At 60.8% G+C, this 24,055-nt stretch carries 23 protein-coding genes and 3 pseudogenes; 17 read left to right on the plus strand and 9 right to left on the minus strand.

Features of this window, described 5'->3' with window-relative positions; translation table 11 throughout:
• Positions 1-691: 691 nt before the first annotated feature.
• Positions 692-1,030, minus strand: coding sequence for a hypothetical protein (locus NKH78_RS30740; protein ID WP_352457937.1), 339 nt, complete (start codon positions 1,028-1,030; stop codon positions 692-694).
• A 176-nt stretch (positions 1,031-1,206) separates the two neighbouring features.
• On the opposite strand from NKH78_RS30740, the gene NKH78_RS30745 reads away from it, so the two are divergent.
• Positions 1,207-1,509, plus strand: a complete 303-nt coding sequence (locus NKH78_RS30745; protein ID WP_352752448.1) for a hypothetical protein — start codon at positions 1,207-1,209, stop codon at positions 1,507-1,509.
• Between the two features lie 488 nt (positions 1,510-1,997).
• Here the strand turns inward: NKH78_RS30745 and NKH78_RS30750 are convergent, their stop codons facing one another.
• A complete protein-coding gene (locus NKH78_RS30750; RefSeq protein WP_352457939.1) occupies positions 1,998-2,468 on the minus strand; it encodes a KTSC domain-containing protein in 471 nt (156 codons plus the stop codon).
• A 20-nt stretch (positions 2,469-2,488) separates the two neighbouring features.
• Here NKH78_RS30750 and NKH78_RS30755 point away from each other — a divergent pair, with 20 nt between their 5' ends.
• The 14 genes and pseudogenes from NKH78_RS30755 (at position 2,489) to NKH78_RS30820 (ending at position 15,258) form a co-directional block, all read left to right on the plus strand.
• On the plus strand, positions 2,489-2,722 hold the full coding sequence (locus NKH78_RS30755) for a hypothetical protein (RefSeq protein WP_352457940.1): 234 nt from the start codon (positions 2,489-2,491) through the stop codon (positions 2,720-2,722).
• A gap of 288 nt (positions 2,723-3,010) precedes the next feature.
• Positions 3,011-3,253: a GcrA family cell cycle regulator gene (locus NKH78_RS30760; RefSeq protein ID WP_352473685.1), complete on the plus strand. Its 243-nt coding sequence runs from the start codon at positions 3,011-3,013 to the stop codon at positions 3,251-3,253.
• Positions 3,254-3,678: 425 nt separating this feature from the next.
• A pseudogene (locus tag NKH78_RS30765) lies at positions 3,679-5,702 on the plus strand (conjugal transfer protein TraG).
• Positions 5,703-5,822: 120 nt separating this feature from the next.
• Positions 5,823-6,236 (plus strand): CopG family transcriptional regulator, encoded by a 414-nt coding sequence (locus tag NKH78_RS30770; protein ID WP_352884996.1) that lies wholly within the window; start codon positions 5,823-5,825, stop codon positions 6,234-6,236.
• Positions 6,233-7,201, plus strand: coding sequence for a P-type conjugative transfer ATPase TrbB (gene trbB, locus NKH78_RS30775; protein WP_352467841.1), 969 nt, complete (start codon positions 6,233-6,235; stop codon positions 7,199-7,201). The genes NKH78_RS30770 and trbB overlap by 4 nt, the downstream gene beginning before the upstream one ends.
• Before the next feature lie 11 nt (positions 7,202-7,212).
• The gene (locus NKH78_RS30780) at positions 7,213-7,521 is read left to right on the plus strand and encodes a TrbC/VirB2 family type IV secretion system protein (RefSeq protein WP_023680310.1); all 309 of its coding nucleotides are present in this window, start codon (positions 7,213-7,215) and stop codon (positions 7,519-7,521) included.
• Positions 7,521-7,793, plus strand: coding sequence for a VirB3 family type IV secretion system protein (locus tag NKH78_RS30785; protein ID WP_352571685.1), 273 nt, complete (start codon positions 7,521-7,523; stop codon positions 7,791-7,793). Before NKH78_RS30780 ends, NKH78_RS30785 begins: the two co-directional genes overlap by 1 nt.
• Positions 7,787-10,231, plus strand: coding sequence for a conjugal transfer protein TrbE (trbE, locus tag NKH78_RS30790; RefSeq protein ID WP_352884998.1), 2,445 nt, complete (start codon positions 7,787-7,789; stop codon positions 10,229-10,231). The genes NKH78_RS30785 and trbE overlap by 7 nt, the downstream gene beginning before the upstream one ends.
• A 53-nt stretch (positions 10,232-10,284) precedes the next feature.
• Positions 10,285-10,851: pseudogene (trbJ, locus tag NKH78_RS30795) on the plus strand (P-type conjugative transfer protein TrbJ); the annotation flags it as partial.
• A 13-nt stretch (positions 10,852-10,864) separates the two neighbouring features.
• Complete coding sequence (trbL, locus tag NKH78_RS30800) at positions 10,865-11,995, plus strand: P-type conjugative transfer protein TrbL (protein ID WP_352885000.1); 1,131 nt, start codon at positions 10,865-10,867, stop codon at positions 11,993-11,995.
• Positions 11,996-12,727: a conjugal transfer protein TrbF gene (gene trbF / locus NKH78_RS30805; protein ID WP_352752438.1), complete on the plus strand. Its 732-nt coding sequence runs from the start codon at positions 11,996-11,998 to the stop codon at positions 12,725-12,727.
• Positions 12,717-13,746: pseudogene (gene trbG, locus NKH78_RS30810) on the plus strand (P-type conjugative transfer protein TrbG). Before trbF ends, trbG begins: the two are co-directional and overlap by 11 nt.
• A 10-nt stretch (positions 13,747-13,756) precedes the next feature.
• Positions 13,757-14,974: a TraB/TrbI/VirB10 family type IV secretion system protein gene (locus NKH78_RS30815; protein WP_352885005.1), complete on the plus strand. Its 1,218-nt coding sequence runs from the start codon at positions 13,757-13,759 to the stop codon at positions 14,972-14,974.
• Between the two features lie 11 nt (positions 14,975-14,985).
• Positions 14,986-15,258 (plus strand): DUF2274 domain-containing protein, encoded by a 273-nt coding sequence (locus NKH78_RS30820; protein WP_352885002.1) that lies wholly within the window; start codon positions 14,986-14,988, stop codon positions 15,256-15,258.
• A 408-nt stretch (positions 15,259-15,666) separates the two neighbouring features.
• Here the strand turns inward: NKH78_RS30820 and NKH78_RS30825 are convergent, their stop codons facing one another.
• The 3 genes from NKH78_RS30825 to NKH78_RS30835 are packed head-to-tail and all read right to left on the minus strand — an operon-like array spanning position 15,667 to position 17,689.
• Positions 15,667-16,077: a ubiquitination-like system serine protease family protein gene (locus NKH78_RS30825; protein ID WP_352467836.1), complete on the minus strand. Its 411-nt coding sequence runs from the start codon at positions 16,075-16,077 to the stop codon at positions 15,667-15,669.
• Positions 16,078-17,259: a ThiF family adenylyltransferase gene (locus NKH78_RS30830; protein WP_352467835.1), complete on the minus strand. Its 1,182-nt coding sequence runs from the start codon at positions 17,257-17,259 to the stop codon at positions 16,078-16,080.
• Positions 17,237-17,689: a multiubiquitin domain-containing protein gene (locus NKH78_RS30835; protein ID WP_352467834.1), complete on the minus strand. Its 453-nt coding sequence runs from the start codon at positions 17,687-17,689 to the stop codon at positions 17,237-17,239. Before NKH78_RS30835 ends, NKH78_RS30830 begins: the two co-directional genes overlap by 23 nt.
• Positions 17,690-17,871: 182 nt before the next feature.
• On the opposite strand from NKH78_RS30835, the gene NKH78_RS30840 reads away from it, so the two are divergent.
• Entirely contained in the window at positions 17,872-18,258 is a 387-nt protein-coding gene (locus tag NKH78_RS30840; RefSeq protein ID WP_352467833.1) for a helix-turn-helix domain-containing protein, read from the plus strand.
• The gene (locus tag NKH78_RS30845) at positions 18,248-19,111 is read left to right on the plus strand and encodes an ImmA/IrrE family metallo-endopeptidase (RefSeq protein ID WP_352473670.1); all 864 of its coding nucleotides are present in this window, start codon (positions 18,248-18,250) and stop codon (positions 19,109-19,111) included. The genes NKH78_RS30840 and NKH78_RS30845 overlap by 11 nt, the downstream gene beginning before the upstream one ends.
• Before the next feature lie 369 nt (positions 19,112-19,480).
• On the opposite strand, the gene NKH78_RS30850 is transcribed toward NKH78_RS30845, so the two are convergent.
• The 4 genes from NKH78_RS30850 to NKH78_RS30865 all read right to left on the minus strand — a co-directional run bounded on the left by NKH78_RS30850 (position 19,481) and on the right by NKH78_RS30865 (position 23,599).
• Entirely contained in the window at positions 19,481-20,683 is a 1,203-nt protein-coding gene (locus NKH78_RS30850; RefSeq protein ID WP_023680065.1) for a PAN domain-containing protein, read from the minus strand.
• Complete coding sequence (locus NKH78_RS30855) at positions 20,667-22,253, minus strand: hypothetical protein (protein ID WP_352474457.1); 1,587 nt, start codon at positions 22,251-22,253, stop codon at positions 20,667-20,669. Before NKH78_RS30855 ends, NKH78_RS30850 begins: the two co-directional genes overlap by 17 nt.
• A 251-nt stretch (positions 22,254-22,504) precedes the next feature.
• Positions 22,505-23,203, minus strand: a complete 699-nt coding sequence (locus tag NKH78_RS30860; protein WP_352467051.1) for a thermonuclease family protein — start codon at positions 23,201-23,203, stop codon at positions 22,505-22,507.
• 123 nt (positions 23,204-23,326) lie between these two features.
• Positions 23,327-23,599, minus strand: coding sequence for a hypothetical protein (locus NKH78_RS30865; RefSeq protein ID WP_352467052.1), 273 nt, complete (start codon positions 23,597-23,599; stop codon positions 23,327-23,329).
• Positions 23,600-24,055: the final 456 nt, after the last annotated feature.

A 24,055-nucleotide genomic window follows, 5' to 3' on the forward strand; every position in this document is an offset into this window, starting at 1 on the left:
AAAGCCTTGCCAGCGACAATCAGCATGATAATTTGCCCGTGACCGCGCTCTGAGAGTCTCATCCAGATTGTCGCGCAGGTCTCTCCCAGATCGCCGCGCTATAGGCGCCCTTCTACAAGTGGCGGCAGGCCGAGATCGTGGCGACGGCCGAGCCGCTGATGCCTGGCCCCCAGGCCTTTATGCGCATCATCAGCCGGCGCGATCAGGCCAGACCTTTGATACGCCTGTTCGTGGCCTCCACGCTCATATCGGCGCAGCGGGCGCTCGACATCACTAGAGCTCATTGGCAAGCAGCCCGCCGATATACACTGGCCGTGTCCAGGCGTGGGCGTGGCCTTTCCGCTTGGGTATAGGGTGCGGCCTGCCCGGTCGGCCGTCCCTCGATCGACCCTGAGTTGCTGATCCGCATGCGGATCGTCGGCAGCTCGTCCTCGACTCGATGCGCGAAGTCGTCGACGCCGTGCGCACCGGGAAGACAAGCCTGGAGCTGTAGCGGCCCCGCCTGTCCCGCCCCGGTGTCGTCGCTTCGCTGGCGCTAACGGTGAGACCGCATAGATCTGGTCCAGTATTTTCAGCATCAGAACGTTGAGCTGGCGGGAACTTGCTCGCCAGCCGAGTTGAGTTCAGGCGGTGGTCGGGGGAGATCAGCCAGCCACACGCTGGTGATTCCCAACCTGAGCCGATGTGCCAATCAGCAACCTTCGTCGGTCTTTTTCACCTGGCCCGGCGCGGCGGTGTTGGCTGTCGTGTCCTGCTGACCAGGCGCCGCCTGCTGAGCGCTGCCAGTCTGCTGGCCGGGCGCGCAGTCTCTGGCCGAGTTCGGATTTGTGGTGCCGCTGGTGGTGGTCGTGTCGGTGCCCTGATCGCCGGACATGTTGGTCCCGCTGCTCGTCGTGCCGGTGCCCTGATCCGTCGTGCTGGGCATGGTTGTGGTGGTCGAGGTTCCGCTCGAAGTTCCGCTCGTCGTCTGGGCAAAGGAAAGCCCGGCCGACACCGCCAGCACGGCCGAAGCCAAAAGGATGCGTTTCATCTTCTTTCTCCTGTCTGAATGCGCGGGATGCGCCTGGCAAATTGAACAGGCAGACAGAAGGAGTGTTCCCCGGTGAAGTTCAACTTTTGTAACTCTGGTCGTAGGTCAGCCTTAGGATGGCCGGCGTATATTAGAGGCCTCTTGAAGAAGACACTGCCCGCACCAGAATCCATGGCATGGCTCGGAGAATAGGCATTGGTGACCAGGTGGCGATTACGGCCAGGGTTCTGACGCGGGTAACAGAGGACCGCGTAAGGGTCTCGATCCCAGGTTACGACTTCCCACATTCCATCATCGACCACACCAAGGTGAACCGAGGCCAGCAAATCGACCTGAAAGGCGAGGTCACGCGCATCGACGAGGACACCGTGACTATCGGCCTCGGGCCGCTGGTCACGGTCGACCGTGACAAGGTCCGGCTAATGGAGAAATATCGGCCGCCAAAACGACGAAAGGCACTTGTCGTTGCCCCGGATTAGAACCGACAACATCGCGACAGGCTATGAGGGCAGGCCGCATGACGGGCCGGTAGAGGACGAGTCGAAGCACTTGGTCTACTGCCCAGTCTGCGGCCAAACGTTCGACGCGCGCGATCTTGGACAGGTGTTCCACCACGCTGAGCCGCAGCACGAGCCGCTTCCGGTCGAGCAATAGTCCAGCTAGTTGAGCTCCGGCGGCAGACCGACGTTGAGACCCTTCAGCGCGCCACCGACGTACGTTGGATGAGAAAAGGGTGCTGCGTGCACCGCGCCTTCCCCGCGCGCCGATGTTCCACCTGGACCGCAAAAAAGTCCCGCCGCACTGCCAGAACGGCGGGACCGATCAAACGCTTTGCACCAGGCGGGGGGATGCGGGGTGGGCTTGCCAAGTGAGCGCGGACCGTAACCAACCCTAAGCGCAACGGCGGCAACGCGTCCACCAACCGCCGGTTGGAGCGACAGGACGATTGAGCCGCCGGCAGGTCAGGTCATCCCGGGTCGCTATCGCTCGCAACCAGACGGTAGCGGAAATTGTTGCGGATGTGGTCGTTGAAATAGCGGCCCTTGGCGAACGCGGCCCGGAACGCGGCAAAGGTTTCCGGCGGTACCCCCTCAAACTCGTACCGCTTGCCGCTGGCGACGAACCACACCGAGAGGGTCCTTCTATCCAGATCATATTCCATCTTGCGGATCGAAGTAGATGGCATGAGCACCACAGGCCGAGGCCCGCGCCCTTGCGGGGAGCGCGGGCCGATCGGGATACCGATCTGCAGCAATACCTGGAGGGGAGGAATGGCTGCGTGCACCGAACTTGCGCGGCGGTCCCGTGTTCCAACCAGGATACACAAAAAGCTAGCCGCACCTTTCGGCATCATGCGGACGTTGGATTTCTGAGAAAGCGGGAGCGTCAATACCAACTTCTGGCGATGGAATTTTCCCGTGAGATAGGCACGCTCCACGGCGAAAGGAGTGCCCCGCCGTGGCCGTCCTCGCCTATAACCTTGCCAATGACATCAAAGGATCGTGGAGGGTCGTCTTCGTGCCGGACGAACTGCATCTGTATGTGGAATTCAGCCAGCCAGACGCCGACACAAACCCGGCTGATTGGATGAGCGTTGATGATTTCCTTGCATGGCGGCCGAAAGGCGCACTCCACGAGCGAGCGCGCGACAGCTTGGTTTCGCTCATTTGCAAGGCGCTGACAGGGCGATGAGACACGGCAAACCCGCACCGAGATCGAGTGCGAGCGCCGCGAGTGGGCCTAGGGCCCCACCCGGCAAACCGCGGCGGGCGAGTGCCTCGGGGACACGATGGTAGATTGCCAATGCGTCCGCGTGTGGCCTTAAGTCGCAAACTATTGGCTTCAGAAGCAGGGCGTAGGGCTTCATTGATGGTGCTACCAACACCATATGGTGACCCATAGCCCTCCAAAACGAGAGAAGCTCGTCCCGACGGGTCGCACTGCGGCCGTCAGCTGGTTGCTACGAACTAGGAAACCATCATGCCTGAAAATCCTGAAAATATCAGACCAACTTCGAGAGACGTCCCCCTCATTCAGCTAGGCCTCTATCAGTGCCGCTTCCCGGTGAGCGAAGACGCTTCTGTACCTGGCGGTTATCGTTTTTGTGCTGGGCCAACTTCGCCGGATCGCGTCTACTGCGATCACCACCACAACATTGTGACCGCCGTGGACCCTCGTCGAGCCCGTTCGGGTCTTCACCTCGCTCAACGACGCGCCGCGTAAGCCTGACTGGCGGCGGCCTCCCGGCCAGGCGCTATGCGCTCCAAGGCCTTGGCTACGACCTTGCCGTCGGCTCGGTCTGGCCCATCCTGCCTTATGCCGTCTTCGCCGATGTATCCCCGTCGCCCGATTGAGAACGACGACTTCTCGCCGAGCCCTTCAGCTCGCTAATCGCACAAACGCGTCGGCTCCAAAGGTTTGTCTGTCAGCACATCTTCAATGTGCCCGCGCCTGAAGCCCCAACATCTTCTGCGACCAAACCGCGTACCTGGCACCGCCGATCGGTTGCTGCGGCGGATTTTTGCTGTTCGCAGCTGAACAATGCCTATCAACCTTGTCATCGCACCTAGTCGCACGTAGCGGCCGTTCGAATTCTCATCGCTCGGCGCGATGTTTGGTCCGTCTGCCCAGAAGAGCGGAGCAAGCCATTGACACCCACGAAGTTGCTGATTGGGCAGATCGCTGTCGTATTCGCAATTGTCATTCTTGGCGTGTGGACTGCAACCCAATGGTGCGCCCACATGCTCTCCTATCAGCCGCCACTGGGCGCGCCATGGTTTGTGACAGTCGGCTGGCCGATCTACCAGCCGTGGAAACTGTTCGAATGGTGGTTCCAATTTGACGCCTATGCGCCTGAAGTCTTCGACAAGGCTGGCATACTTGCCGGAGCCAGCGGGTTCCTGGGCTGTGCCGCCGCGATAGCTGGGTCCCTCTGGCGCGCACGGCAGCGGGGGTTGGTCACCACCTATGGGTCCTCACGATGGGCCATGAAGCTGGAAATCGAGAAGGCGGGGCTGTTTCAGCCGGCCGGCGTTTTCCTTGGCGGACTGAATTATCGCTATCTGCGCCATGACGGACCAGAACACGTCATGGCCTTTGCGCCGACACGTTCGGGCAAGGGCGTCGGACTCGTTGTTCCAACCCTTCTTTCCTGGACCGGCTCGGCCGTCATTCACGACATCAAAGGCGAGAACTGGCAGCTGACCTCTGGCTGGAGGTCGAAGTTCTCGCACTGTCTCTTGTTCAATCCGACCGATCCGAGATCGGCGCGGTACAACCCGCTGCTGGAAGTGCGCAAAGGTCCAGATGAGGTCCGCGACGTTCAGAATATCGCCGACATTCTCGTCGATCCGGAAGGCGCGCTGGAGCGGCGGAACCATTGGGAGAAGACCAGTCATTCACTCCTAGTTGGCGCCATCTTGCACGTGCTCTACGCCGAAGAGGAAAAGACACTCGCCCGTGTCGCCACCTTCCTGTCGGACCCGCAACGCTCATTCGCTGCGACACTGCAGCGGATGATGACCACAAACCACCTCGGCACGGTGGACAAGCCCCAGGTCCATCCGGTCGTGGCCTCGGCGGCTCGTGAGGTGCTGAACAAGTCAGAGAACGAGCGCTCAGGCGTTCTCTCGACCGCCATGTCGTTTCTCGGGCTCTATCGTGATCCAACGGTGGCCGCGGCAACATCGGCCTGCGACTGGCGCATTGCCGACCTTGTGGATGCCGAGCGACCGATGTCGCTGTATCTGGTCGTGCCGCCGTCGGATATCTCGCGCACTAAGCCCCTGGTGCGATTGGTGCTCAATCAAATCGGCCGGCGGCTGACCGAGCGCCTGGAGGGCGATCCAAAGAAGAGCCGCAAGCATCAGCTCCTGATGATGCTGGATGAATTTCCGGCGCTCGGTCGGCTCGACTTCTTCGAGACTGCGCTCGCCTTCATGGCTACGGCATCCGCGCTTATCTGATAGCGCAATCGTTGAACCAAATCTCCAAGGCCTATGGCGAGAACAACGCCATTCTCGACAATTGCCATGTGCGGATTGCCTTTTCCTCAAATGACGAGCGCACGGCCAAACGCATCTCGGACGCGCTCGGTACCGCGACGGAACTCAGATCGATGCGCAACTATGCCGGCCATCGGTTGGCGCCCTGGTTGTCCCACGTCATGGTAAGCCGCCAAGAGACCGCTCGCCCCCTGCTGACGCCGGGTGAGGTGATGCAGTTGCCGCAGGCTGACGAACTAATCCTGGTTTCGGGATTGCCGCCGATTCGCGCCAAGAAGTTGCGTTATTACCAGGATCCGAATTTCACGGAGCGAGTGCTGCCTTCGCCGGTGCTGCGCGACGGTGCCTACGCGGATCGGCCCACGTCGCGCCCGGACGATTGGAGCGGACAGGTGCGCGGCGTGGATCGGCGTCTTGCTGGCGATGACGACAGTGCCGGCGCGGCAATCGAAGACGGAGGTGTCCAGCAGCAGCGCCATCCGGGCCTGCGCGAAGAACGGACCCTCGTCGTCCAGGAGCCTGATCAGGGCGATCTGTTCACGCCCGCAGACGATGACTGCGAGACGCTCGCCGACAAGCGCGTCATGGATCGGATTTCCACCGCCGCACGTGCGTACGGCCTCAACGAGGGAATGGGCGACGACAAGGACATCGTGCCCGGCTTCTGAACGGCGCGCCATACGCGGGCGCATCTCAGCGTAGATAACGGCCGTAAGCGATTTCGAGGATCTCGACGATGCTCGTTCCCGTCGCCGGTGCATCAGCGCCGGTCAGAGGGAACGAGCAGCATGAAGCCCCACCGCATTCGTCACCAGTTTTTGCTTGAACCCGAGTTGAGCGAGAAGCTGGAGAACCTCAGCCGCAATCCATCGACCACCAAATCGGCCATTGTGGCGCACGCGGTCGAGATCTTTATCGAGCGGCGTGGGGAGAATGAACTCGACCAGCGCTACGGCAAGAGGCTCGACCGTCTTTCCCGCGACCTCGGACATGTCAGGCGCGATGTCGAGATGATCCTGGAGAGCCTGGCGCTCTTCATCCGCTTTTCGATCACGCTTCATGCTCACACGCCGGTGCCGGACAGGGCCACGCAAGCAATTGCCCAGGAGCGCTTCGACAAATTCGTCGAACAGGTCGGCCGCCAAATCGCTTCCGGGAAACGGTCACTTGGCACCGACGATCGCAGGGGAGGGGAAGGATGAGTTCTCATCCGGAAGCCGACCATCGCCGCCGCGTCATGCTGCGCACCGCCATGGGTCCGGCGATCACCGAAGCCCTTGCCGATCCGACCGTCATTGAGGTGATGGTCAATCCCGACGGTGCGCTGCGGCTCGACCGGTTGGGTGAAGGCCGGGTCGACACCGGCGTGCACATGCATCCTTCTGAGGCCGAACGCATCATCCGCCTGGTCGCCTCCCACGTGCGCGCCGAGGCGCATGCTGACAATCCGATTGTCAGCGCCGAATTGCCATCGGGCGAGCGCTTCGAGGGTCTGCTGCCGCCTGTCGTGCTGGGGCCATGCTTCGCCATCCGAAAGCCTGCGGCGAAACTCTACACGTTGGCCGACTATGTCGCCGACCGCGTCATGCTGCCGCTGCAGGCCGATGCGCTGAAGAAGGCGGTCCGCGAGCGGCGCAACATCCTGGTCGCCGGCGGCACGTCGTCGGGCAAGACAACACTTGCCAATGCGCTGCTGGCACAAGCCGCCGATTGCGACGAGCGGGTGATCCTGATCGAGGACACGCGCGAACTGCAATGCGCGGCGAAGGATTGCGTTGCCTTGAGGACGAGGCGGGGGTCGGTCACGCTCGCCGATCTCGTGCGCTCGACCCTGCGGCTCAGACCCGACCGCATCATCGTGGGCGAAGTCAGGGGCGCGGAAGCCCTGGACATGCTGAAGGCATGGAACACCGGGCATCCCGGCGGCATCGCGACGGTTCACGCCAATTCGGCGCGCTCCGCTCTCTACCGTATCGAGCAGCTCGCTCAGGAAGCCGTCGTCACCGTTCCCCGCCGCCTCATCGCTGATGCGGTAGATCTGATCGTCTTCATCGCTGGGCGCGGATCCTCGCGCCGCATTGACGCGATCGCTGAGGTCACCGGTCTCGACAGCAGCGGTGATTACGCCGTCACCCCGCTCACGCTTCCGCAACTCCAGCAGTTTTGAAAGGTCACCTCATGCTCAAGAAGCTTCGCTTCCTTTCGTCCACCGCGCTCGCGTTTCTTCTCACCGTCCCGGCCCACGCAGCGGGCTCCGGCATGCCTTGGGAACAGCCGCTGCAGCAGATCCTTGAGTCGGTGCAGGGACCGGTCGCCAAGATCGTCGCGGTGATCATCATCATCACCACCGGCCTGACCCTTGCTTTCGGTGACACGGCAGGCGGTTTTCGCCGGCTGATCCAGATTGTCTTCGGCCTGTCGATCGCCTTCGCGGCATCGAGCTTCTTTCTCTCCTTCTTCTCCTTCGGCGGCGGGGCACTCGTCTGATGGCCACCGGAGAGCAGCATGTCGAGGGTTTCGAAGTCCCCGTTCACAGGGCATTGACCGAGCCGATCCTGCTGGGCGGCGCGCCGCGAGCGGTGGCGATCCTCAACGGCACGGTGGCCGCGGCAATAGGCCTTGGCCTGCAGCAGTGGATCGCCGGACTGGCGCTCTGGATCGCCGGCCACACCCTCGCGGTCTTTGCCGCTCGCCGCGATCCGGACTTCGCCAGCGTGCTTGTCCGTCATCTTCGCCTGAAGGGGTGGCTTGCATGCTGAACCTTTCGGAGTATCGCGGCAAAGCCGATCGGCTTGCCGACCATCTGCCCTGGGCCGCTTTGGTCGCGCCCGGCATCGTGCTCAATAAAGACAGTAGCTTCCAGCGAACCTTCCGGTTCCGTGGCCCCGACCTTGAAAGCGCGACCGAAGCCGAGTTGGTCGGCATCTGCGCACGAGCCAACAATGCGCTACGAAGGTTGGGCTCCGGATGGGGGTTGTTTTTCGAGGCCGAGCGCGCTGAAGCGCTGGGCTATCCGAGCTCGGCTTTTCCCGATGCTGCCTCATGGCTGGTCGATGAGGAACGGCGCGCGGCCTTCGAGGGCAAGGTCGCGCACTTCGAGAGTCGCTATCATCTGACCTTGGTCTTCATGCCGGCGCCAGATGGCCAGGCGCGGGCGGAAAGCGCACTGGTCGACTCGCATCACTCGGGACGAGACTGGCGCCAGGAGGTGGCGTGGTTTCGCGACGAGACCGACCGCGTCCTGGATTTGCTGTCCGGCTTCATGCCGGAAGTGCGCGCCCTCGATGATGCCGAGACGCTAACCTATCTGCACGGCACAATCTCGACCTACCGCCATCCGGTCGCCATGCCGGAAACGCCAATGTATCTCGACGGTGTTCTGGTTGACGCGCCGCTTACCGGCGGCCTGGAGCCGATGCTGGGTGAGCAGCATCTGTGCACCCTCACCATCCTTGGTTTCCCGAACGTCACCCGGCCAGGGATCCTCGACGCGCTCAACCATCAGGATTTCGCCTATCGCTGGATGACGCGCTTCATCCCGCTCGACAAGACGGAAGCCACAAAGACACTGACCCGGTTGCGGCGGCAGTGGTTTGCCAAGCGCAAATCGATCGTCGCGATCCTCCGCGAGGTTGTGACCAACGAACCGGTCCCGCTCGTCGACAGCGATGCCGACAACAAGGCGCTTGATGCCGACGAAGCACTTCAGGCGTTGGGCGGCGATCATGTCGGCTTCGGCTATCTCACCACTACCGTGACGGTGTGGGACGAGGATCGCCAAGCCGCCGCGGAGAAACTTCGCGCGGTCGAGCGCATCGTCAACGGACTCGGCTTCACCACAATCCGTGAAAGCGTCAATGCGGTCGAGGCGTGGCTCGGCTCGTTGCCCGGCCATGTCTATGCCAACGTTCGCCAGCCGCTCATTCATACATTGAACCTTGCCCATCTCATGCCGCTATCGTCGGTTTGGGCCGGTCCGGCGACAAACGAGCATCTCGCGAAAGTCACCCGGATCGAAGCACCGTCGCTTCTTGTTGCCGAGACCAGCGGGTCGACCCCGTTTCGGCTTTCCACCCATGTCGACGATGTCGGTCACATGCTGATCGTTGGTCCAACTGGTGCCGGCAAGTCGGTTCTGCTTGCCCTCGTCGCTCTGCAGTTCCGCCGCTATGCCGGCGCACAGGTCTATGTCTTCGACAAGGGCAGCTCGGCTCGCGCGGCGACACTCGCCATGGGTGGAGAGCACCATGGGCTTGGTGCGGACGGTGCGCTTGCCTTCCAACCGCTGCGCAATGTCAACGACCGGGCTGTCCGCAGCTGGGCAGCCGAATGGATCGCCGGCCTCATCGCCCATGAGAATGTCACCGTCACGCCGGAGGTGAAGGAGGCAATCTGGTCGGCACTCACCAGCCTTGCCACCGCGCCGGCGCAGGAACGCACGCTGACGGGCCTGTCGGTTCTGCTTCAGTCCAATGGGCTCAAGGCCGCGTTGATGCCCTACACGCTCGACGGTCCCTTCGGCAAGCTGCTCGATGCCGATGAAGATCGGCTGGCTTTGTCGGATGTGCAGTGTTTCGAGACCGAAGAGCTGATGCACAGCCAAGGCGCTGTGCTGCCGGTGCTTACCTATCTCTTCCATCGCCTCGAGGAGCGGTTCGACGGCCGGCCAACATTGCTCATGCTCGACGAGGCCTGGGTCTATCTCGACAACCCGCTCTTTGCCGCCCGCATCCGCGAATGGCTGAAGGTGCTGCGAAAGAAGAACGTCTCCGTCATTTTCGCCACGCAGTCACTTGCAGACATCGCTGGCTCGTCGATCGCGCCGGCAATCATCGAGAGCTGCCCTCAGCGCATTTTTCTTCCCAATGACCGTGCCGTGGAACCGCAGGCGCGGGCAGCCTATGAGCGCTTCGGCCTGAACGAGCGGCAGATCGAATTGGTCGCCCGTGCCACACCGAAGCGCCAGTATTATCTGCAGTCGCGCCGCGGCAACCGCCTCTTCGAGCTCGGGCTCGGCCCGATCGCTCTTGCGCTCTGCGGCGCCTCTGATCCGGCCACGCAAGCTTTGATCGACACCGTCCTGTCAGAGCACGGGCAGGAGGGCTTTGCCTCCCGGTTCCTGAGTGCGCGCGGCCTCGATTGGGCTGCCGAGCTTCTCCAGCAATTCCCTCAACCAGACAAGGAGCAATCGTCATGATGCGGCGCCGCCTTCTCACAAGCCTGATCACCGTTTCCCTAATCGCAAAACCGATGGCCGACTACGTCCAGCCGGCCCACGCCCTAATCGTGTTCGATCCGTCGAATTATGCGCAGAACGTGCTGACAGCGGCACGTTCCCTGGAGCAGATAAACAACCAGATCCAGTCGCTTCAGAACCAGGCGACCATGCTGCAGAACATGGCGCGGAACCTTCAGCGCCTGGATTTTTCTTCCGTGGGCCAGCTCACAGGTTCGCTCCAACGGATCGACGGCCTGATGACCCAGGCCAGCGGCTTGAGCTTCGATCTCGACAAGCTTCAGAACCAGTGGCGTGTGCAATATCCGGAAAGCTACGACGCCACAATCGAGGTCAGCGATGTGGCGAGCGCCGCGCGCGAGCGCTGGCAAAACGCCATGCAGGCGTTCCGCCAAACCATGAGCGCGCAGTCACAGATCGTGGAGAACGTGCGGGCCGACGGCGACCTGCTTACCGATCTCGTCAACCGCAGTCAGGGCGCGGCAGGTGCCCTTGAGGCAAGCCAGGCCACCAATCAGCTGATCGCGCTTTCGACCAAGCAGCAGATGCAGATCCAGACGCTGCTCGCGACCCAGTTCCGGGCTGAAGCCGAAGATGCTGCCCGCAAGGCGCAGTCCGAGGAAGCCGCCCGCGAGAAGCCTTGCCGACATCATCTACCGCTCCTTTGCCGGGCTCGGCATCAACGCTTCGTCCGGCAATTTGTCCGCCGACAGTCTCCTGCGGCCAGGCCGCATTGCCGCGGCCGGCTTCGAGGGCGCCTGGCCGCTGCTCAATCAAGCGAGCCAGCTAGTCGGCTTCCCCGAGATCTTTGGCAACGCGCTGACCATCTTCGTGCTGCTTCTCGCCTGGTTCCTGGTCCTCATCGCCTTCTTCATCCTTTCCATCCAGCTTTTCATCACCATCCTGGAGTTCAAACTCACCACATTGGCCGGCTTTGTTCTGGTGCCCTTCGCGCTCTGGAACCGCTCGGCGTTTCTGGCCGAGCGCGTGCTCGGCAATGTGATCTCGTCGGGCATTAAGGTGATGGTGCTTGCCGTCATCGTCGGCATCGGCTCCACGCTCTTCGGCGAGTTCGCTTCCGCCCTGCAAGGCAAGGAGCCGGACTTGGCCGCGGCCATGTCACAGGTACTGGGCGCGTTGGCGCTGCTTGGGCTCGGCATTTTCGGGCCGGGAATTGCCTCAGGTCTTGTTTCCGGCGCGCCGCAGCTTGGCGCGGGAGCCGCACTCGGAACCACCGCGGCGGCCGCCGGATCAACGCTCGTTGCCGGAGGTGCGGCGCTTGCCGGCGCGCGCATGGCAACCGGCGGCGGTCTCGCCGCCGTTCGAGCCGGCACGGCCATGGGATCGGCTGCTTCCACAGCTTGGCAGATGGGGCGTGCAACATCGCCCGAGTCCGGCCTCTCCGGCGTAGCTGCTGGACTGCAGGGCGTTGCCGGCGCAGCTGGCGGCGCCGCGATGCGGGGAATGCGATCTGCAACAGAACCATTCCGGCGCAGCGCCGATGCCGGCCGCGATGCCGCCTGGACCGCGACGGGCGGCACCCCGACCGCATCAATGACCGGAAACCCTGCCGCGTCAGGTGCCAATGCCGCGCCGGCATGGGCGAGGCGCTTGCGTTCCGAACAGACCGCGCGCGCCCATCGCCACGCCGCCACGCAGGCCGTCCGCGATGGGGATCGGGGTGGAAGCGGGGCCAACCCCTCTCTCAACGATAAGGAAGACTAGATGCTCTTCAAGCGACCTGTTCAGCGTTACGGGAAGACGCCCCACCCCGTCACACCATACCAGAAGGCCGCCCAACTTTGGGACGAGCGCATCGGCACTGCGCGCGTGCAGGCAAGGAACTGGCGCCTGATGGCCTTTGGCTGCCTCGCTCTGGCCATCGGGCTCTCTGGTGGACTCTTGTGGCAGTCGATGCAGGGCCGCGTCGTGCCTTACGTTGTCGAGGTCGACCGCTTCGGTGAAACACGGGCTGTCGCGCCGGCAATCCAAACCTACGAGCCCGACGATGCCCAGATTGCCTGGCATCTCGGCCATTTCATCCAGAATGTCCGCTCCGTCTCCACCGATCCGGTGCTGGTGCGGCAGAATTGGCTCTCGGCCTACGACTTTGCCACCGACCGTGCAGCCCTCTTTCTCAACGAGTACGCTAAGGCCAATGATCCGTTCGGCAAGATCGGCACGCGCAGCGTCTCGGTGCAGGTGACGAGCGTGGTTCGAGCGTCCGACAGCTCCTTTCAAGTCAAATGGACCGAGCAGGTCTTTGAGCGCGGCAGCCTCGCCAGCACAACGCGTTGGACCGGGATCCTCACCATTGTGATCCGGCCGCCGAACAATACCGATCAGCTGCGCAAAAACCCGCTCGGCGTCTTCATCAATGCCATCGACTGGTCGCGCGAGCTCGACAGTGCCGCGCAGACTTCCGTTCCCCCAAAGGAGTCCGCCAATGATAAATAGACTCTCGTCGCTTCGCACTGCGCTGGTCCTGTCGACGTCGGCTGCGGTCATCTCCGCCTGTGCCTCGAAGCCGGTGCCGCCACCTCAGATTTCCTATGATGCTGCCAAATTCCAACCGGCGGCAATCGAGAAGGCGCCGGAGAAGCCCGTCAAGGTCGTGGAAGTGCCGAAACCGCTGCCGCTGCCCGGCCAGTTGCAGCCCGAGCCGGGCAAGGCTGCTGAAGACAAGCGCTCGCCTGAAGAACGTGTCGCCGATGCCAACAAGGCGGCGACGCAGCAACCCACCAAATATGGCTATGTGAATGCGGTGCAGGTTTACCCTTTTGCCGAAGGCGCGCTCTACCAGCTCTATGCCGCACCGGAGCGCGTCAGCGATATCGCTCTGCAGTCAGGCGAGAACCTCCAATCCGTGTCGGCCGGCGATACAGTGCGCTGGGTAATTGGCGACACCGTCAGTGGCTCCGGCGATAACCAGCGCACCCATGTGCTGGTGAAGCCCTTCGCGCCAGGACTTGCCACCAAATCTGGTGATCACCACGGACCGGCGAAGCTATCACCTGCAGCTTCAAAGCACGAATAAGACCGCCATGGCGGCCATCTCCTGGACCTACAGCGAGGACCAGATCATCGCGCTACGCCGGCGCAATGCGCAGGCCGACGCCGCTATGCCAGTGGCGTCGAATGTGGCTCTCGAAAATATTCGCTTCCGCTATTCGATTACCGGCGACATGCCGCCCTGGAGGCCCACGCGCGCGTTCGATGATGGCAGCAAGGTCTACATCGAGTTCCCGCGCCGCATCGATCAGGGCGAGGCCCCGCCGCTCTTCATCGTCGGTGCTGACGGGCACAACCAGCTCGTCAACTACCGCATACGGGGCAACTATTACATCGTCGATCGCCTCTTCGCCGCGGCCGAACTGCGCCTCGGCGCCAAGCAGCAGCAGGTGGTGCGCATCACGAGGACCGACGGCAGGCAAGCGCCGCGGCGGATATTGCTCTTTTCGCGTTCCAGCAGGTGAGGGACGGCCCATGACGGATACTTCCCGCTCCGATGCTCCACCGAAACTCGATCCAGAACAGCTGCAGCTGCGGGCCTCGCCTCGCCGCGCTGTGCGCTTCAAGCGCGGCATTATTGTCGCCATTGCTGCTGTTGGTTCCGGCAGCGTTCTAGGCGTCACCATGATGGCGCTGCAGGGACCGGCGCTGCGCATCAAAGAGCAGGCTGAAGAGCTTTACAACACTGAGCGGAAGCCAACCGCGGAGGCAATTGAAAGGCTGCCTAAGGACTATTCCGGGATCAAGCCCAAGCCTCCGGTGCTTGGACCACCGCTGCCCGGCGACCTCGGCCGCCCCATCCTTGAGCACCAACGCCAGCTGGGCATCGCGCCGGGCCAGGAGGTTTCGGCGGAGGAGCAGCGCCTTGCACAGCAGGCGATCGAGGCGCGCGAATCGCAAGTCTTCTTCCGGATCGAAAATCGACCCCGGCAAGCGGATGCCGCCGGCAACGGGCAGGGCGGGCGTCCACCCTTTGATGGAACGGCTCCACAATCCGATGCCGCACGCGATTCAGCTTCCGTTGCACCGGCCGAGGGCGACCAAAACAATCAACAGCGCAAGCTCGATTTTGTCAGCCAGCGGAACACAAGTGGAATCTACAATCTGCATGCACTGCAGACGCCGGCTTCGCCGTATCAGCTGATGGCCGGCAGCGTCATCGCAGCGAGCCTGATCACTGGCATCAATTCCGACTTGCCCGGCCTCGTCGTCGCACAGGTCACCGAGAATGTGCACGACACAGTCACCGGCAGCACCTTGCTCATTCCGCAAGGCTCTCGCCTGATTGGCACCTATGACAGCGTTGTTGCCTTTGGACAAAGGCGCGCGCTGCTGGTCTGGCAACGGATACTGCTGCCCGACGGCTCTTCGATCGAAATCGACAATCTGCCGGCGACGGACACCGCCGGCTATGCCGGGCTTGAGGACAAGGTGGATTTCCACACCTGGCAGCTGATGAAAGGCGTTGCGCTGGCCACGTTGCTAGGGGTCGGCACCGAGCTGAGCCTCGGGGAAGACGAAAGCGACCTGGTCAAAGCAATCCGCGAATCCGCTCAGCAGAACGTCAGTCAAGCTGGCCAGCGCATCACCGAGAAGAACCTCAATATTCAGCCCACGATCACCGTCCGCCCTGGTTGGCCACTGCGCGTCATCGTGCACAAGGATCTTGTGCTACGGCCGTACCCGAATTGACTGGAGTCATCATGACCAATCTGAAACTCGGCAAACTTCCGGATCGGACACCTTCGAAGATCACCATAAGCGTAAGTGCAGACCTGAACCAAGCACTGAACGACTATGCGGCGCTTTATCGTCAGACCTATGGCGAGTCCGAATCGGTAGCGGAACTGATCCCGTTCATGCTGGCGGAGTTCCTGGAGAGCGATCGAGCGTTTGCCAAGGCCAGAAAGGAAGGGCTCCCTGTCGTCGACAAGTCAGAGAAATCGCGGCGGAAGGCAATTTCAGGGTCCGAATAAGTCACAGCGACCAGTGAGTCCGAGGGGGCACCTTTCTAGGCGGGCGAATGCATTCAAGCAACTTGCCGGCGGCAAGCCGAAACATAGGGCACAAAAGACGAGCTGATCTGCCCCGAACCAATGCCGGCTCTGCGCCTTTGACGGCCGTAAAGGTCCACTTCACAGCTTCTTAAAAGCAGACATCGCTGGCGATGCCCTCGAAGTCGACCATGCCCACTTCCGGACGTTGGCTTCTTGTTGGAAGCGGGCATTGGTTGGCAGGGCCAGAACTGCCGCTTGCGGCCCGTCGCGCTTGCTTTCATCAACCACAGATCGAGGCATTTGCGCCTCATGGCGCGCTCGCTTTGTCTGTCGCCTACTGACACCAACAAAACAGGCAGGCCGGGATCAGCCTGCCTGTTACGAGGGCTACTGCGGCGGCCCAAAGGAAGTGAACCGGGTCCAGACACGGCCCAGCGCAGACAGCACACGCTTCAGGAAGGACAGACGCGCGGGGTCGCCGTGCGCGTGGCGTTCGATCTGCTTGCGCATCACCGCTTGCGACGTGGCTGGATCGAAGGCGCGCAGCCACTCAACCTCGCCGACCGTAATGAAGTAATGCGAATTGCAGGGTGCATCGCAGACGGCAATCGAAGGGCGCACCGTCGCCATACCGCCTTGTTCAGTGACCTGGTGGCTGTCGGGCACCAGCAACGAAACACGATGACCACAGCCGCAAGCGCACAGCAGGGCCCCGATCTCGAACTCCTCGCTGTGATAGACGACGCCCGGCACCAAAGGCTTGGGCATGCGCTCGACCGCTTCATAGCGAAATCTCATCTAGACTCCCCCCGCCCGGTCCATTTCGAAGGTTACGGTATCGAAGATTATCGAGGTCGCATCACTCTCCCGGTCCAGCAACCCGAAATGCTGCTTGAACCGGATCACGGCCATGTTGGCATTCAGCGCATTGAGCTCGGGAATCTGCGCCTGCTTGCGATATTCGTCAGCCTTCGCGTTTTCGACCGGCAGACGCACCGTACCCCGATTGTTGTCGAAGGCGGCACGGTCGGTGCCCGTAATGCGCACGAAGCCGCTGAGCCCGACGGCCGAGCGGTTCAGGCCCATGCCGCAATCGACAAAGGGAATGTTGTTCGCACTCAGCCAGTCCACGATCAACAGGCGCGCCGGCCCCTCATCAACCGAGACGAAGACGAAATCGAACTCGCGGAGGCGAATAACATTGTCGGCCGTGATGCGTTCGGCGACCGGCACAATGCCCGCATGCCATTGATCATAGTGCATGGCAAGCGCCTCGACTTTCAGCTTGCCGATGGCGCCGGGGATAAAGCCCGGCCATCTGAAGATCGTGTGGAGATGGACCTTGTCATCATCGAACAGCGCAATCTGCTCAAGATGCGTACGAGCCACTGAATCGAGAATGAAGGAGCCAGTTCCGCCAAGGCCGACGATGGCGACCTTCTTGCCGCGCATGAGCGCTGAGAGATCATTGAGGTGATAGCGCGCGGACATGGTGTCGGGAAAGCGCAGCGGCGAACCCTGCGCGGCCGCCTTGACGGCGATCCCACGTAGGGGTGTAGCCTGAGGATAAGCATTGACCGCCGGCGTCGTGATCGTATCGATGTATGTCTGTACCTTTTCCTCGAACGACTGGTACGCGCGCAGCGCGCCCTGCTCATCCATCAACTTGTAAGAGAAGGAGCAGCTCATGACGAGATCAGGCGTCACCTCAACGGGATTGGGACCGCCGCCAAGCCTGAGCTCGCGTCCCTGCTGGTCGTGGGGTCGGCTGCCGCGCCACCAGGCTTGGTGATCGGCGGGGGGGCCGATGACCGGGCCGGTCAGACCAAGTGGGCAGGCCCAATCGCCGTGCTGCAAGCCGGCCTCGCTGTCGAGGTAGGGCAGACCGTATATAACGAAATAACCGCCCACGAAGTCGATCAGGTATCCCGTCTCGTCCAGATCACGAAGGAAGGGGTTATGATTCACCAGTTCCGGCAACTCGAAAGCGCATTCCATCCTTCACCTTCACCTTCTGACCCGGTGCGAGCGTGCCGCTCGGGTTCTCGACCGGACCGTGGGAGTATTTGACGAGATATTCGTTCGAGGGCTTTCCGCCCTGCCCGAGATAGAGATCGACCACGCGGGCGTAAGTGATCTGTTTGGTGTCGATCTCGTGGTCATCGCCATTAACCAGAATGTCGAAGACCTTCTGGCTGTAGAAATGCTGATCCTGCGTCAGATGGATCGGCGTGTCATCGCGCGGAATGCGCTCATCTTCCTCGTCGCCCGCGACCTCGCGGTAGAGCCTCTCGTGCTGCTTAATGTCGGCCAGCGCATAGAGCGCTTCACCGGTCGTTGGGTTGGGCGAATTGATCGCCACTCGATTGATGTGGATGCGCACGATGTGCGACGCAGCAATGTCCAGCATGACTTATATCCTTTCCCGCCTCTGGCGGCGCTTGCGTTTCGCCCCGACCGGTGGCATTTTGGTGTCCGGCCAGACAACAGAAGGGGTTCGAAAAAAGCCCTGGTCTAATTCACATCAGATCAGAGCCTGTTGTCCACACAGACAACAAATAGCGATTGAAAAAAATTTGTCAAGGAGGGCGAATGCCGGAAACAGCACTGGGTGTGTGGTTGAAAGGCCTAAGGGAAGAAAGAAAGCTGAGCCTAAGGGATCTCGGCCAGCGCAGCGAGGTCGATCACGCCTACATTCACCGGCTTGAAACGGGCGTAAAGGAAGCCCCATCCGAAGACGTTTTGGACAAGCTAGCGACTGCGCTGTCAGCCTCAAAGCGCGATCGCGAAGTTCTGCGCCACCTCGCGCGCCAGGAGAACGTTAATCCGAATATCTTGGAATTTGTCCGTCAGGATCAGAGTATCAGCGCCGAGGAGCTGCAGATGCTTTCCACCGTTGTGAATCGCGGCACGCGCGCGGATTACGCGACCTCGCTCGCGCGCATCAGGCGCATGATGATGGAAGACGATGATGGATGAGTTGTCAGTCGTTTCATCTGCACGGGCGTTTATCAGCAAATGCGGGCCGCTTGCGCAGCCGGTCTCAGTCGATATCTATGCGGCAGCAATCGACGGCACGATCAAAAAGGAAGCCTTGAACGACGGCGAAGATGGCTGGTCGTTCAAGACGCCCAAGGGCAAATACAAGATCTGCGTGAACTGCAATCAGAACAACAGGCGTCAGAGGTTTACCGTCTGCCACGAGGTTGCCCACGCGGTTTTAGACATCGCCCCCGATCATAGCCAGCCAAGCTGGAGTCTCAGCAAGCGGCCCCAAGGCGAGATTTTCTGCGACATTTTCGCCGCCGAGCTACTCCTACCATACAAGCTCTTCAAGCCGCAGGTTGACATGTCGGAAATGGGCATGGCGGCCGTCGGCACGCTGGCCGATGATTTCGATGCCTCGCTTCTTGCCGCCGGCTCGCGTTTCGCAACCTTCTCGAAAAATCTCTGCGCGTTCGTCGTCTCCGAAGGCGGCAAGGTTCGCTACAGCGCCCGCTCGGCAAGTCTACGTCAGGCAAAGGGCTGGGTCAGGCCCGGGGCGCTCCTGCCCGAGGGTTCCTACAGCGCACGAGCACGAGCGGGCGAGAAGCCATCAGGGCCTGAAGAAGCGGAGGCCGATGAGTGGTTCGAAGACTGGGACCGCGATGGCGGCCTATTCGAAGACGTCTTGCATGTTGGTCAATGGGATCAGACCATGACGCTGCTGTGGTACGAAGAGGACGACGCCCCGCCCGCGCGTCTCGAGCGCAAGCAATGGGAGGAACAGACCTACGGCCTGCGTGAGCTTGACGGCAATCTGCCCTGGCCGGGCGGCAGGAAGCGGCGATAGGTGGAGACCTGAGTTTGCTAGGCCAGCGGATCGATCGCCCAATATGCAGACCTTTTCAGCGTCCGGGCAGGATCATTCCCAGACTTTTTGCGCTCCCAATCGAGCGGCCGATATCTTTCTTTCGAGAGAAAAAGCGGTCCGTCGGGTCACGGCCCCATTTTGACATTCAGTCAGACGGTCCCGCAATGCGCCGACGACAATTCTTTCTCTGAGATGCCTCAGTTGGCTCCACTTTGCATTCTGCTGGAGCTTCGTCGAAGAACATTCCTGCCGCTAACCCAAAGGTTATCGTGGAATTTTGCTAGCCACTTTCTTTGACAAGCGGCTTGGTTTCAATCGCTCCTTGAGGATAGGTTCTTCGCTTCAACTTTAGTTGGCGACGCTCTTGATGCCAGATGCGACCGCTGCGTTATCAGCGGATTGGGTTATGCTGTTGAAAAGGACACACGCACTTTCTTTTTTGCGGAAATTGAACCCTAAGCAGGATTTGTCGTTTGCACATTGCAGTATGCAGTCTGGATATCGGAGCGGAGAGGTCCAATAGGCGTTGCCAGAAATTTCCGTTTTTGTGGCGAACACCAAATTCGAGTAGCGCAAATTGCTCTCGACCACTTTTTTTGCGGCCATGATCGACTCTTCGCTTTTGACCAGTAGCGATGCGTCCCCTTTCATGAAACAAGCTCGAAATTTTGTGTTATAAGTAACCGCTAGACACCTGAAGTCGGTGTCGCAGGCGGTTTGACACTGCTCAGAACTCACGTTCCTAATTGGCATATCCGGCAGGTCGTTTCCGATCGCGTCCCACCCGGACACGACAACAAATCCACTATCTGGATCGACCTCTGTCGCAGGAGTTTCTGCGGGGACAGTTGCGGCCTGCTCTCGTGACGAGTCAGGAATGATGTCTGAAGACGCAAATGTGCGACCATCCAGCCACGCGCATCTTGTTGCAAGATCGACGGCGGATGAATCATTAAGGCCGACCAACTGAAGCGTCTGAGCAGCAGCGCCAGGCCCGGCTGGTGGCGCTGTCGGTGCAGAACGAGCTGCCAATGATACATTTACGTCTACGCCGTTCACACTCCGCCGAGAGTAACACCACGCTCGGTCCCAGGTTTGGTCGTTCTCATCCTTGAAGTGGTGACCTGTGATTAACTCCCAAGTGGTGCCTTGGAACTCGACGTTCTTGGTGGCGAACTTGTTGAAGTCGACGGTCACCACGTCAGGCTTGGTAGGGACGTCAGCCTGGGGCGCCTGCTCCTGAGTTGGCTTTGGAGTTGGAACAGGAATAGGCGGCTCATCTTTTGGGGAGGTGAGATCGCTTGGCTGCTCTATGGTCGGCAAAGCCGCCGGTTCCGGCAAGGTTTTGTCCCATAGACCAAGATTGATGCCCAGCCCAATCCCGACCGCCGCCACTGCAATGGCTCCGCCAGTCGCCATTCGGCGAAAGGCGGTCGCTCGGGCTGTCTTCTCTTGGGCCGCGGCTTGAGCCTGCAAGGTTGGAATCGCTGACCTTTTGACGGCGAGATCGACGGCTTGCTCAAGCAGGGTGGTATTATGCCGGACGAGCACTTTTGCGACCCTTCATTGATACCGTCACGAGGTCTGAGACCTCAGGCGGCAAATCCTGGTCGAGGGCCTTGCGAAGGACTTCGGGATCATCGGTGAAGAGCGGAACATAGAGGATCTCTTTGACCACCTTTTCCACAGGCACCTCAACCCGCTTCTCAACCTCTTTCTCGACCATAACTTCGACTGGTACCTTAATCGTTCGAATTCGGCGCCACCGCCAACTCAGAAGCATTCTGCGGAGCAGCCTGGAAGTCTTGCTGTCTGAATTGTCCTCTTCTCGGGCGGCAATGCGCTGGAGCGCTAGAGCGACCATTGCCGTAATTGGTCCCGCGAGCGCGGCGATGAGCGCGAGCGAGCCGAACCAAATCACAGAGATTATTCCGGCCTGTGCCTCAGTCACCAGTTCAGGTTTGCTGCCGTACCACCGTGAGGCAATACGGCGGACCTGATCTGTCCGCGCCATTGGGATCCGCTCCTTGGCCAAGGCGCTGAGGGCTTTGGCAATCTGGTCCTGTCTGACCTGGTTTTGCGCCGAGGTGTTTGCCTTGTTGGCTTCTGCCGCCTGGGCATCTGCGAGCCGTTTGCCCGCTTCATCCAATCGACGCTGCCAAGCCGCGGCATCACTATCGCGCGTTTGCTCCAGAGACGAACGCCTATCGACAAGCTTCTGCCTCTGGTCAGTAGTCATAGGAGGGCTATTTGCCCGCAAACGATCGAAATTTTCGCGCAGCGCAGCAATCTCTTGATCGAGCGGCTCAATCCGAGTGTCGAACTTGGTGATAATTTTCGTGCGGGGGTTGGCAAGTTTAGCCACTTCCGATTCTAGCCTGCGTGCCGAGTCGCTGTCGCCTGAATCGCGCGCCATCTTGATACGTTCAACAAAGCTGTCGCGTTGGCGCTCAAACTGATCGACAGCGTCTTTAACTTCGCGATCACGCTGTTGAATCAGCGCCGATCGAACAGCATTTTTCTCATCCACTTGATCGCGAACACGCGAGGCCTCTGGAGTAAGGGCTGTCGTTCCCTCCAATTCCGCATTGGCCTCGGCAATTTGCGACTGAGAGGTCGCACGCGATTTTTCTGCAAGAGAGGTCAGCTGCTCAATTTCGGAACGGGCTTGATCGACCTGATCGGCTCTTCGACCAAGTTCGTCAGCAGAGGCGAGCTTTGTCGCTTCCTGCTCAAGGGCATCAATCTTGTTTACGAGCTCCTCATAACGCAGCTGACGCAATGCGCCTGCCCTCTCCATCCCCATAAAGACAGTTTCGAAAGTGATGCCTGCAAGAACCAGGAGGAAGACCAAGATTATGGGCTTCCAGAGCCAAGACGCGCTGAAAAGCAGTGTAGCTATCGGTATCTTGGTGAGCTCCGCGATTGCCACCATGAGAAAGGGTGCACTGGCGAGCGTCAAATCCATTGCAGTGACAGACTCGCTTGCAGAAAACGCTTGTACGCCTAATGCTACACCTGTCGTAAGACCAATCGCTGCGGCCGCAATCTCTAGGGCCCAGGCACCACGGTAGGTCCACTGGCCATAGCTTGCCAGCTTTTGACTCATCACAGTCTGCATTTTACTCGCCCCCCCGACAGGGCAACATCACGCCTTGATCGCCTGCCAGCATACATTTAACGGTTTTGAAAGTCTTAGTTAAGGCGTCTCTTCTCTCTATTGTCGCAATAACTTTTTCTGCCCTTCAGATATAGAATACCTCGTCAAAAAAATGGGGTTAGCAGACCGCGTCGCCCATGCATGGTTTTCGTTGGATCGGTGTAAGCGGAAAGCCGAACAGGCCGTAGCGCGCTTACTCCGTTACATTTCAGCTAGCAGAGTGTTTCGCATGCGATCCCATCCTTGTCGCGATCGAGTTTTCCGCCCCATGAGCAGTTTTGCAGGTACCAGTTGGCTTCGTCGCAGGAACCGATCTGCTTGCACGTTCTCCGCGGCTCGCAAGAATAGCCGCTCTGCGCGACCAGCTTACGGCTGATGATGCCCAGCGGGCGACTCGACGGCGCCGCGCCGTCGGCGTGCGCAGCGCGCCATTCCCAGGGTGCCTGAAACGTCCCGGCCCACAGGCCGATCTTTGAGGCTTGGGCTTGCGCCTGCTGCCCCCCATAGGCGCCCTGGCTGTAGTGAGGCCAATCCAGCGCCTGGCCGTGCTTGACCATCCAGGCGGCCACGCCCGCGCCGTCGGCGCGCCGACAATCGCCGACAAAGCGGTGGTAGCGGTCCCACGTCACGAATGTGCATTCGAGCGGCCTCGACGCGGCCAGGAAAGTGTCCAGCGCTTCGGCCGATCGCCGGCCGCAAGGATACTCGGCGCCATTCGCATCGCGGCACAGCTGCCGGCCCTCTGGCGCGTCGATGCCGTTGAAGCGGACGCGCTGGCCGTGGATTTCGATCGTATCGCCGTCAATGACGGAAGCGACACCGGTAAGCGAGGCGGGCGCCGCCCTTTGTGGGCTGGCCTTTGATGCATCGTCGCTACGTTGCGCGCCCGACGGCGCCAGGAAGGCGGCCACCGCCGCCGCTGCCGTAAGACCGAGCATTGCCGGCACGCTCGCAAGTTGGCGCCGCCACAGCTTGGCACCGGTGGGTCTCTGCCACCGATTGGATCGATATTTGCGGTATGGCCTGCTCATCCGCTACGCCGACCAGCCCGGCCATGCGCTGTCGACCATGGGCAGGCCGGCGCAATAGTAATCGTCAACGAACCGCCCGGTGGACCGGTCGCGGCAGCGCCAGATAACGCTGTAGTTCTGGCCATAGAATTGGTCCCACGCGACGCCATAGGTTTGTGGTGGCGGTGGCCGGTAATATGTTCCGCCTCCATAGCCGTTGTTGGCAGCGACACCCACAGCTGCGCCGCCGACAGCCGCGATCGCTATGCCTGTCGCGACAGCATTGTCGGTTTGCACAAGCCTGGTGCACCTCTCTGCTGTTGCGCCCCTGCGCACTAGAAGGGCCGCTACCCTGCTACGATACTGTTCGTCCGTGCTGCTGGCGAGAACGTGACATAGCGCAACGGTATTCATTGCCGTGAGATCGCTGTCCGACACGACAGCGGTCGTAGAGCAGCCGCTGACGCACAGGGCTGCACTTGCGATGAGTGCTCCAATTTTCATGTGAATCCCCCAAACAAATATTGGGGCGAGTCCGACCTCGAAGTCCAGAGTTTTGTTTTTCACTTTGCTACGATTCACAGCATGCTGCGGCTAGCTGGCATCCACTGCAACCAACCCTTCCGCCGGTCGTTGACTGATGCTGGGTTGATCTCAGCCACTCCAGAACTTGCCCGCTGGCTCAAAACCGGCGGGCTTTTTTTCCGCGACGCCGGAAGGCTCTATCTCGCCGTATGTTGTGGTACATCGGCA

This window comes from Mesorhizobium sp. M0910 (genome assembly GCF_040319465.1).
Classification (GTDB): Bacteria; Pseudomonadota; Alphaproteobacteria; order Rhizobiales; family Rhizobiaceae; genus Mesorhizobium.

Coding starts and splice junctions, on each gene's coding strand:
- NKH78_RS30820 (WP_352885002.1), top strand. CDS start 14,986: ATGACCAATCTGAAACTCGGCAAACTTCCGGATCGGACACCTTCGAAG.
- NKH78_RS30855 (WP_352474457.1), bottom strand. CDS start 22,253: ATGCAGACTGTGATGAGTCAAAAGCTGGCAAGCTATGGCCAGTGGACC.
- trbB (WP_352467841.1), top strand. CDS start 6,233: ATGAGTTCTCATCCGGAAGCCGACCATCGCCGCCGCGTCATGCTGCGC.
- NKH78_RS30845 (WP_352473670.1), top strand. CDS start 18,248: ATGATGGATGAGTTGTCAGTCGTTTCATCTGCACGGGCGTTTATCAGC.
- trbL (WP_352885000.1), top strand. CDS start 10,865: ATGCTGCCCGCAAGGCGCAGTCCGAGGAAGCCGCCCGCGAGAAGCCTT.
- NKH78_RS30785 (WP_352571685.1), top strand. CDS start 7,521: ATGGCCACCGGAGAGCAGCATGTCGAGGGTTTCGAAGTCCCCGTTCAC.
- trbE (WP_352884998.1), top strand. CDS start 7,787: ATGCTGAACCTTTCGGAGTATCGCGGCAAAGCCGATCGGCTTGCCGAC.
- trbF (WP_352752438.1), top strand. CDS start 11,996: ATGCTCTTCAAGCGACCTGTTCAGCGTTACGGGAAGACGCCCCACCCC.
- NKH78_RS30780 (WP_023680310.1), top strand. CDS start 7,213: ATGCTCAAGAAGCTTCGCTTCCTTTCGTCCACCGCGCTCGCGTTTCTT.
- NKH78_RS30825 (WP_352467836.1), bottom strand. CDS start 16,077: ATGAGATTTCGCTATGAAGCGGTCGAGCGCATGCCCAAGCCTTTGGTG.
- NKH78_RS30745 (WP_352752448.1), top strand. CDS start 1,207: ATGGCTCGGAGAATAGGCATTGGTGACCAGGTGGCGATTACGGCCAGG.
- NKH78_RS30840 (WP_352467833.1), top strand. CDS start 17,872: ATGCCGGAAACAGCACTGGGTGTGTGGTTGAAAGGCCTAAGGGAAGAA.
- NKH78_RS30815 (WP_352885005.1), top strand. CDS start 13,757: ATGACGGATACTTCCCGCTCCGATGCTCCACCGAAACTCGATCCAGAA.
- NKH78_RS30770 (WP_352884996.1), top strand. CDS start 5,823: ATGAAGCCCCACCGCATTCGTCACCAGTTTTTGCTTGAACCCGAGTTG.
- NKH78_RS30835 (WP_352467834.1), bottom strand. CDS start 17,689: ATGCTGGACATTGCTGCGTCGCACATCGTGCGCATCCACATCAATCGA.
- NKH78_RS30760 (WP_352473685.1), top strand. CDS start 3,011: ATGCCTGAAAATCCTGAAAATATCAGACCAACTTCGAGAGACGTCCCC.
- NKH78_RS30740 (WP_352457937.1), bottom strand. CDS start 1,030: ATGAAACGCATCCTTTTGGCTTCGGCCGTGCTGGCGGTGTCGGCCGGG.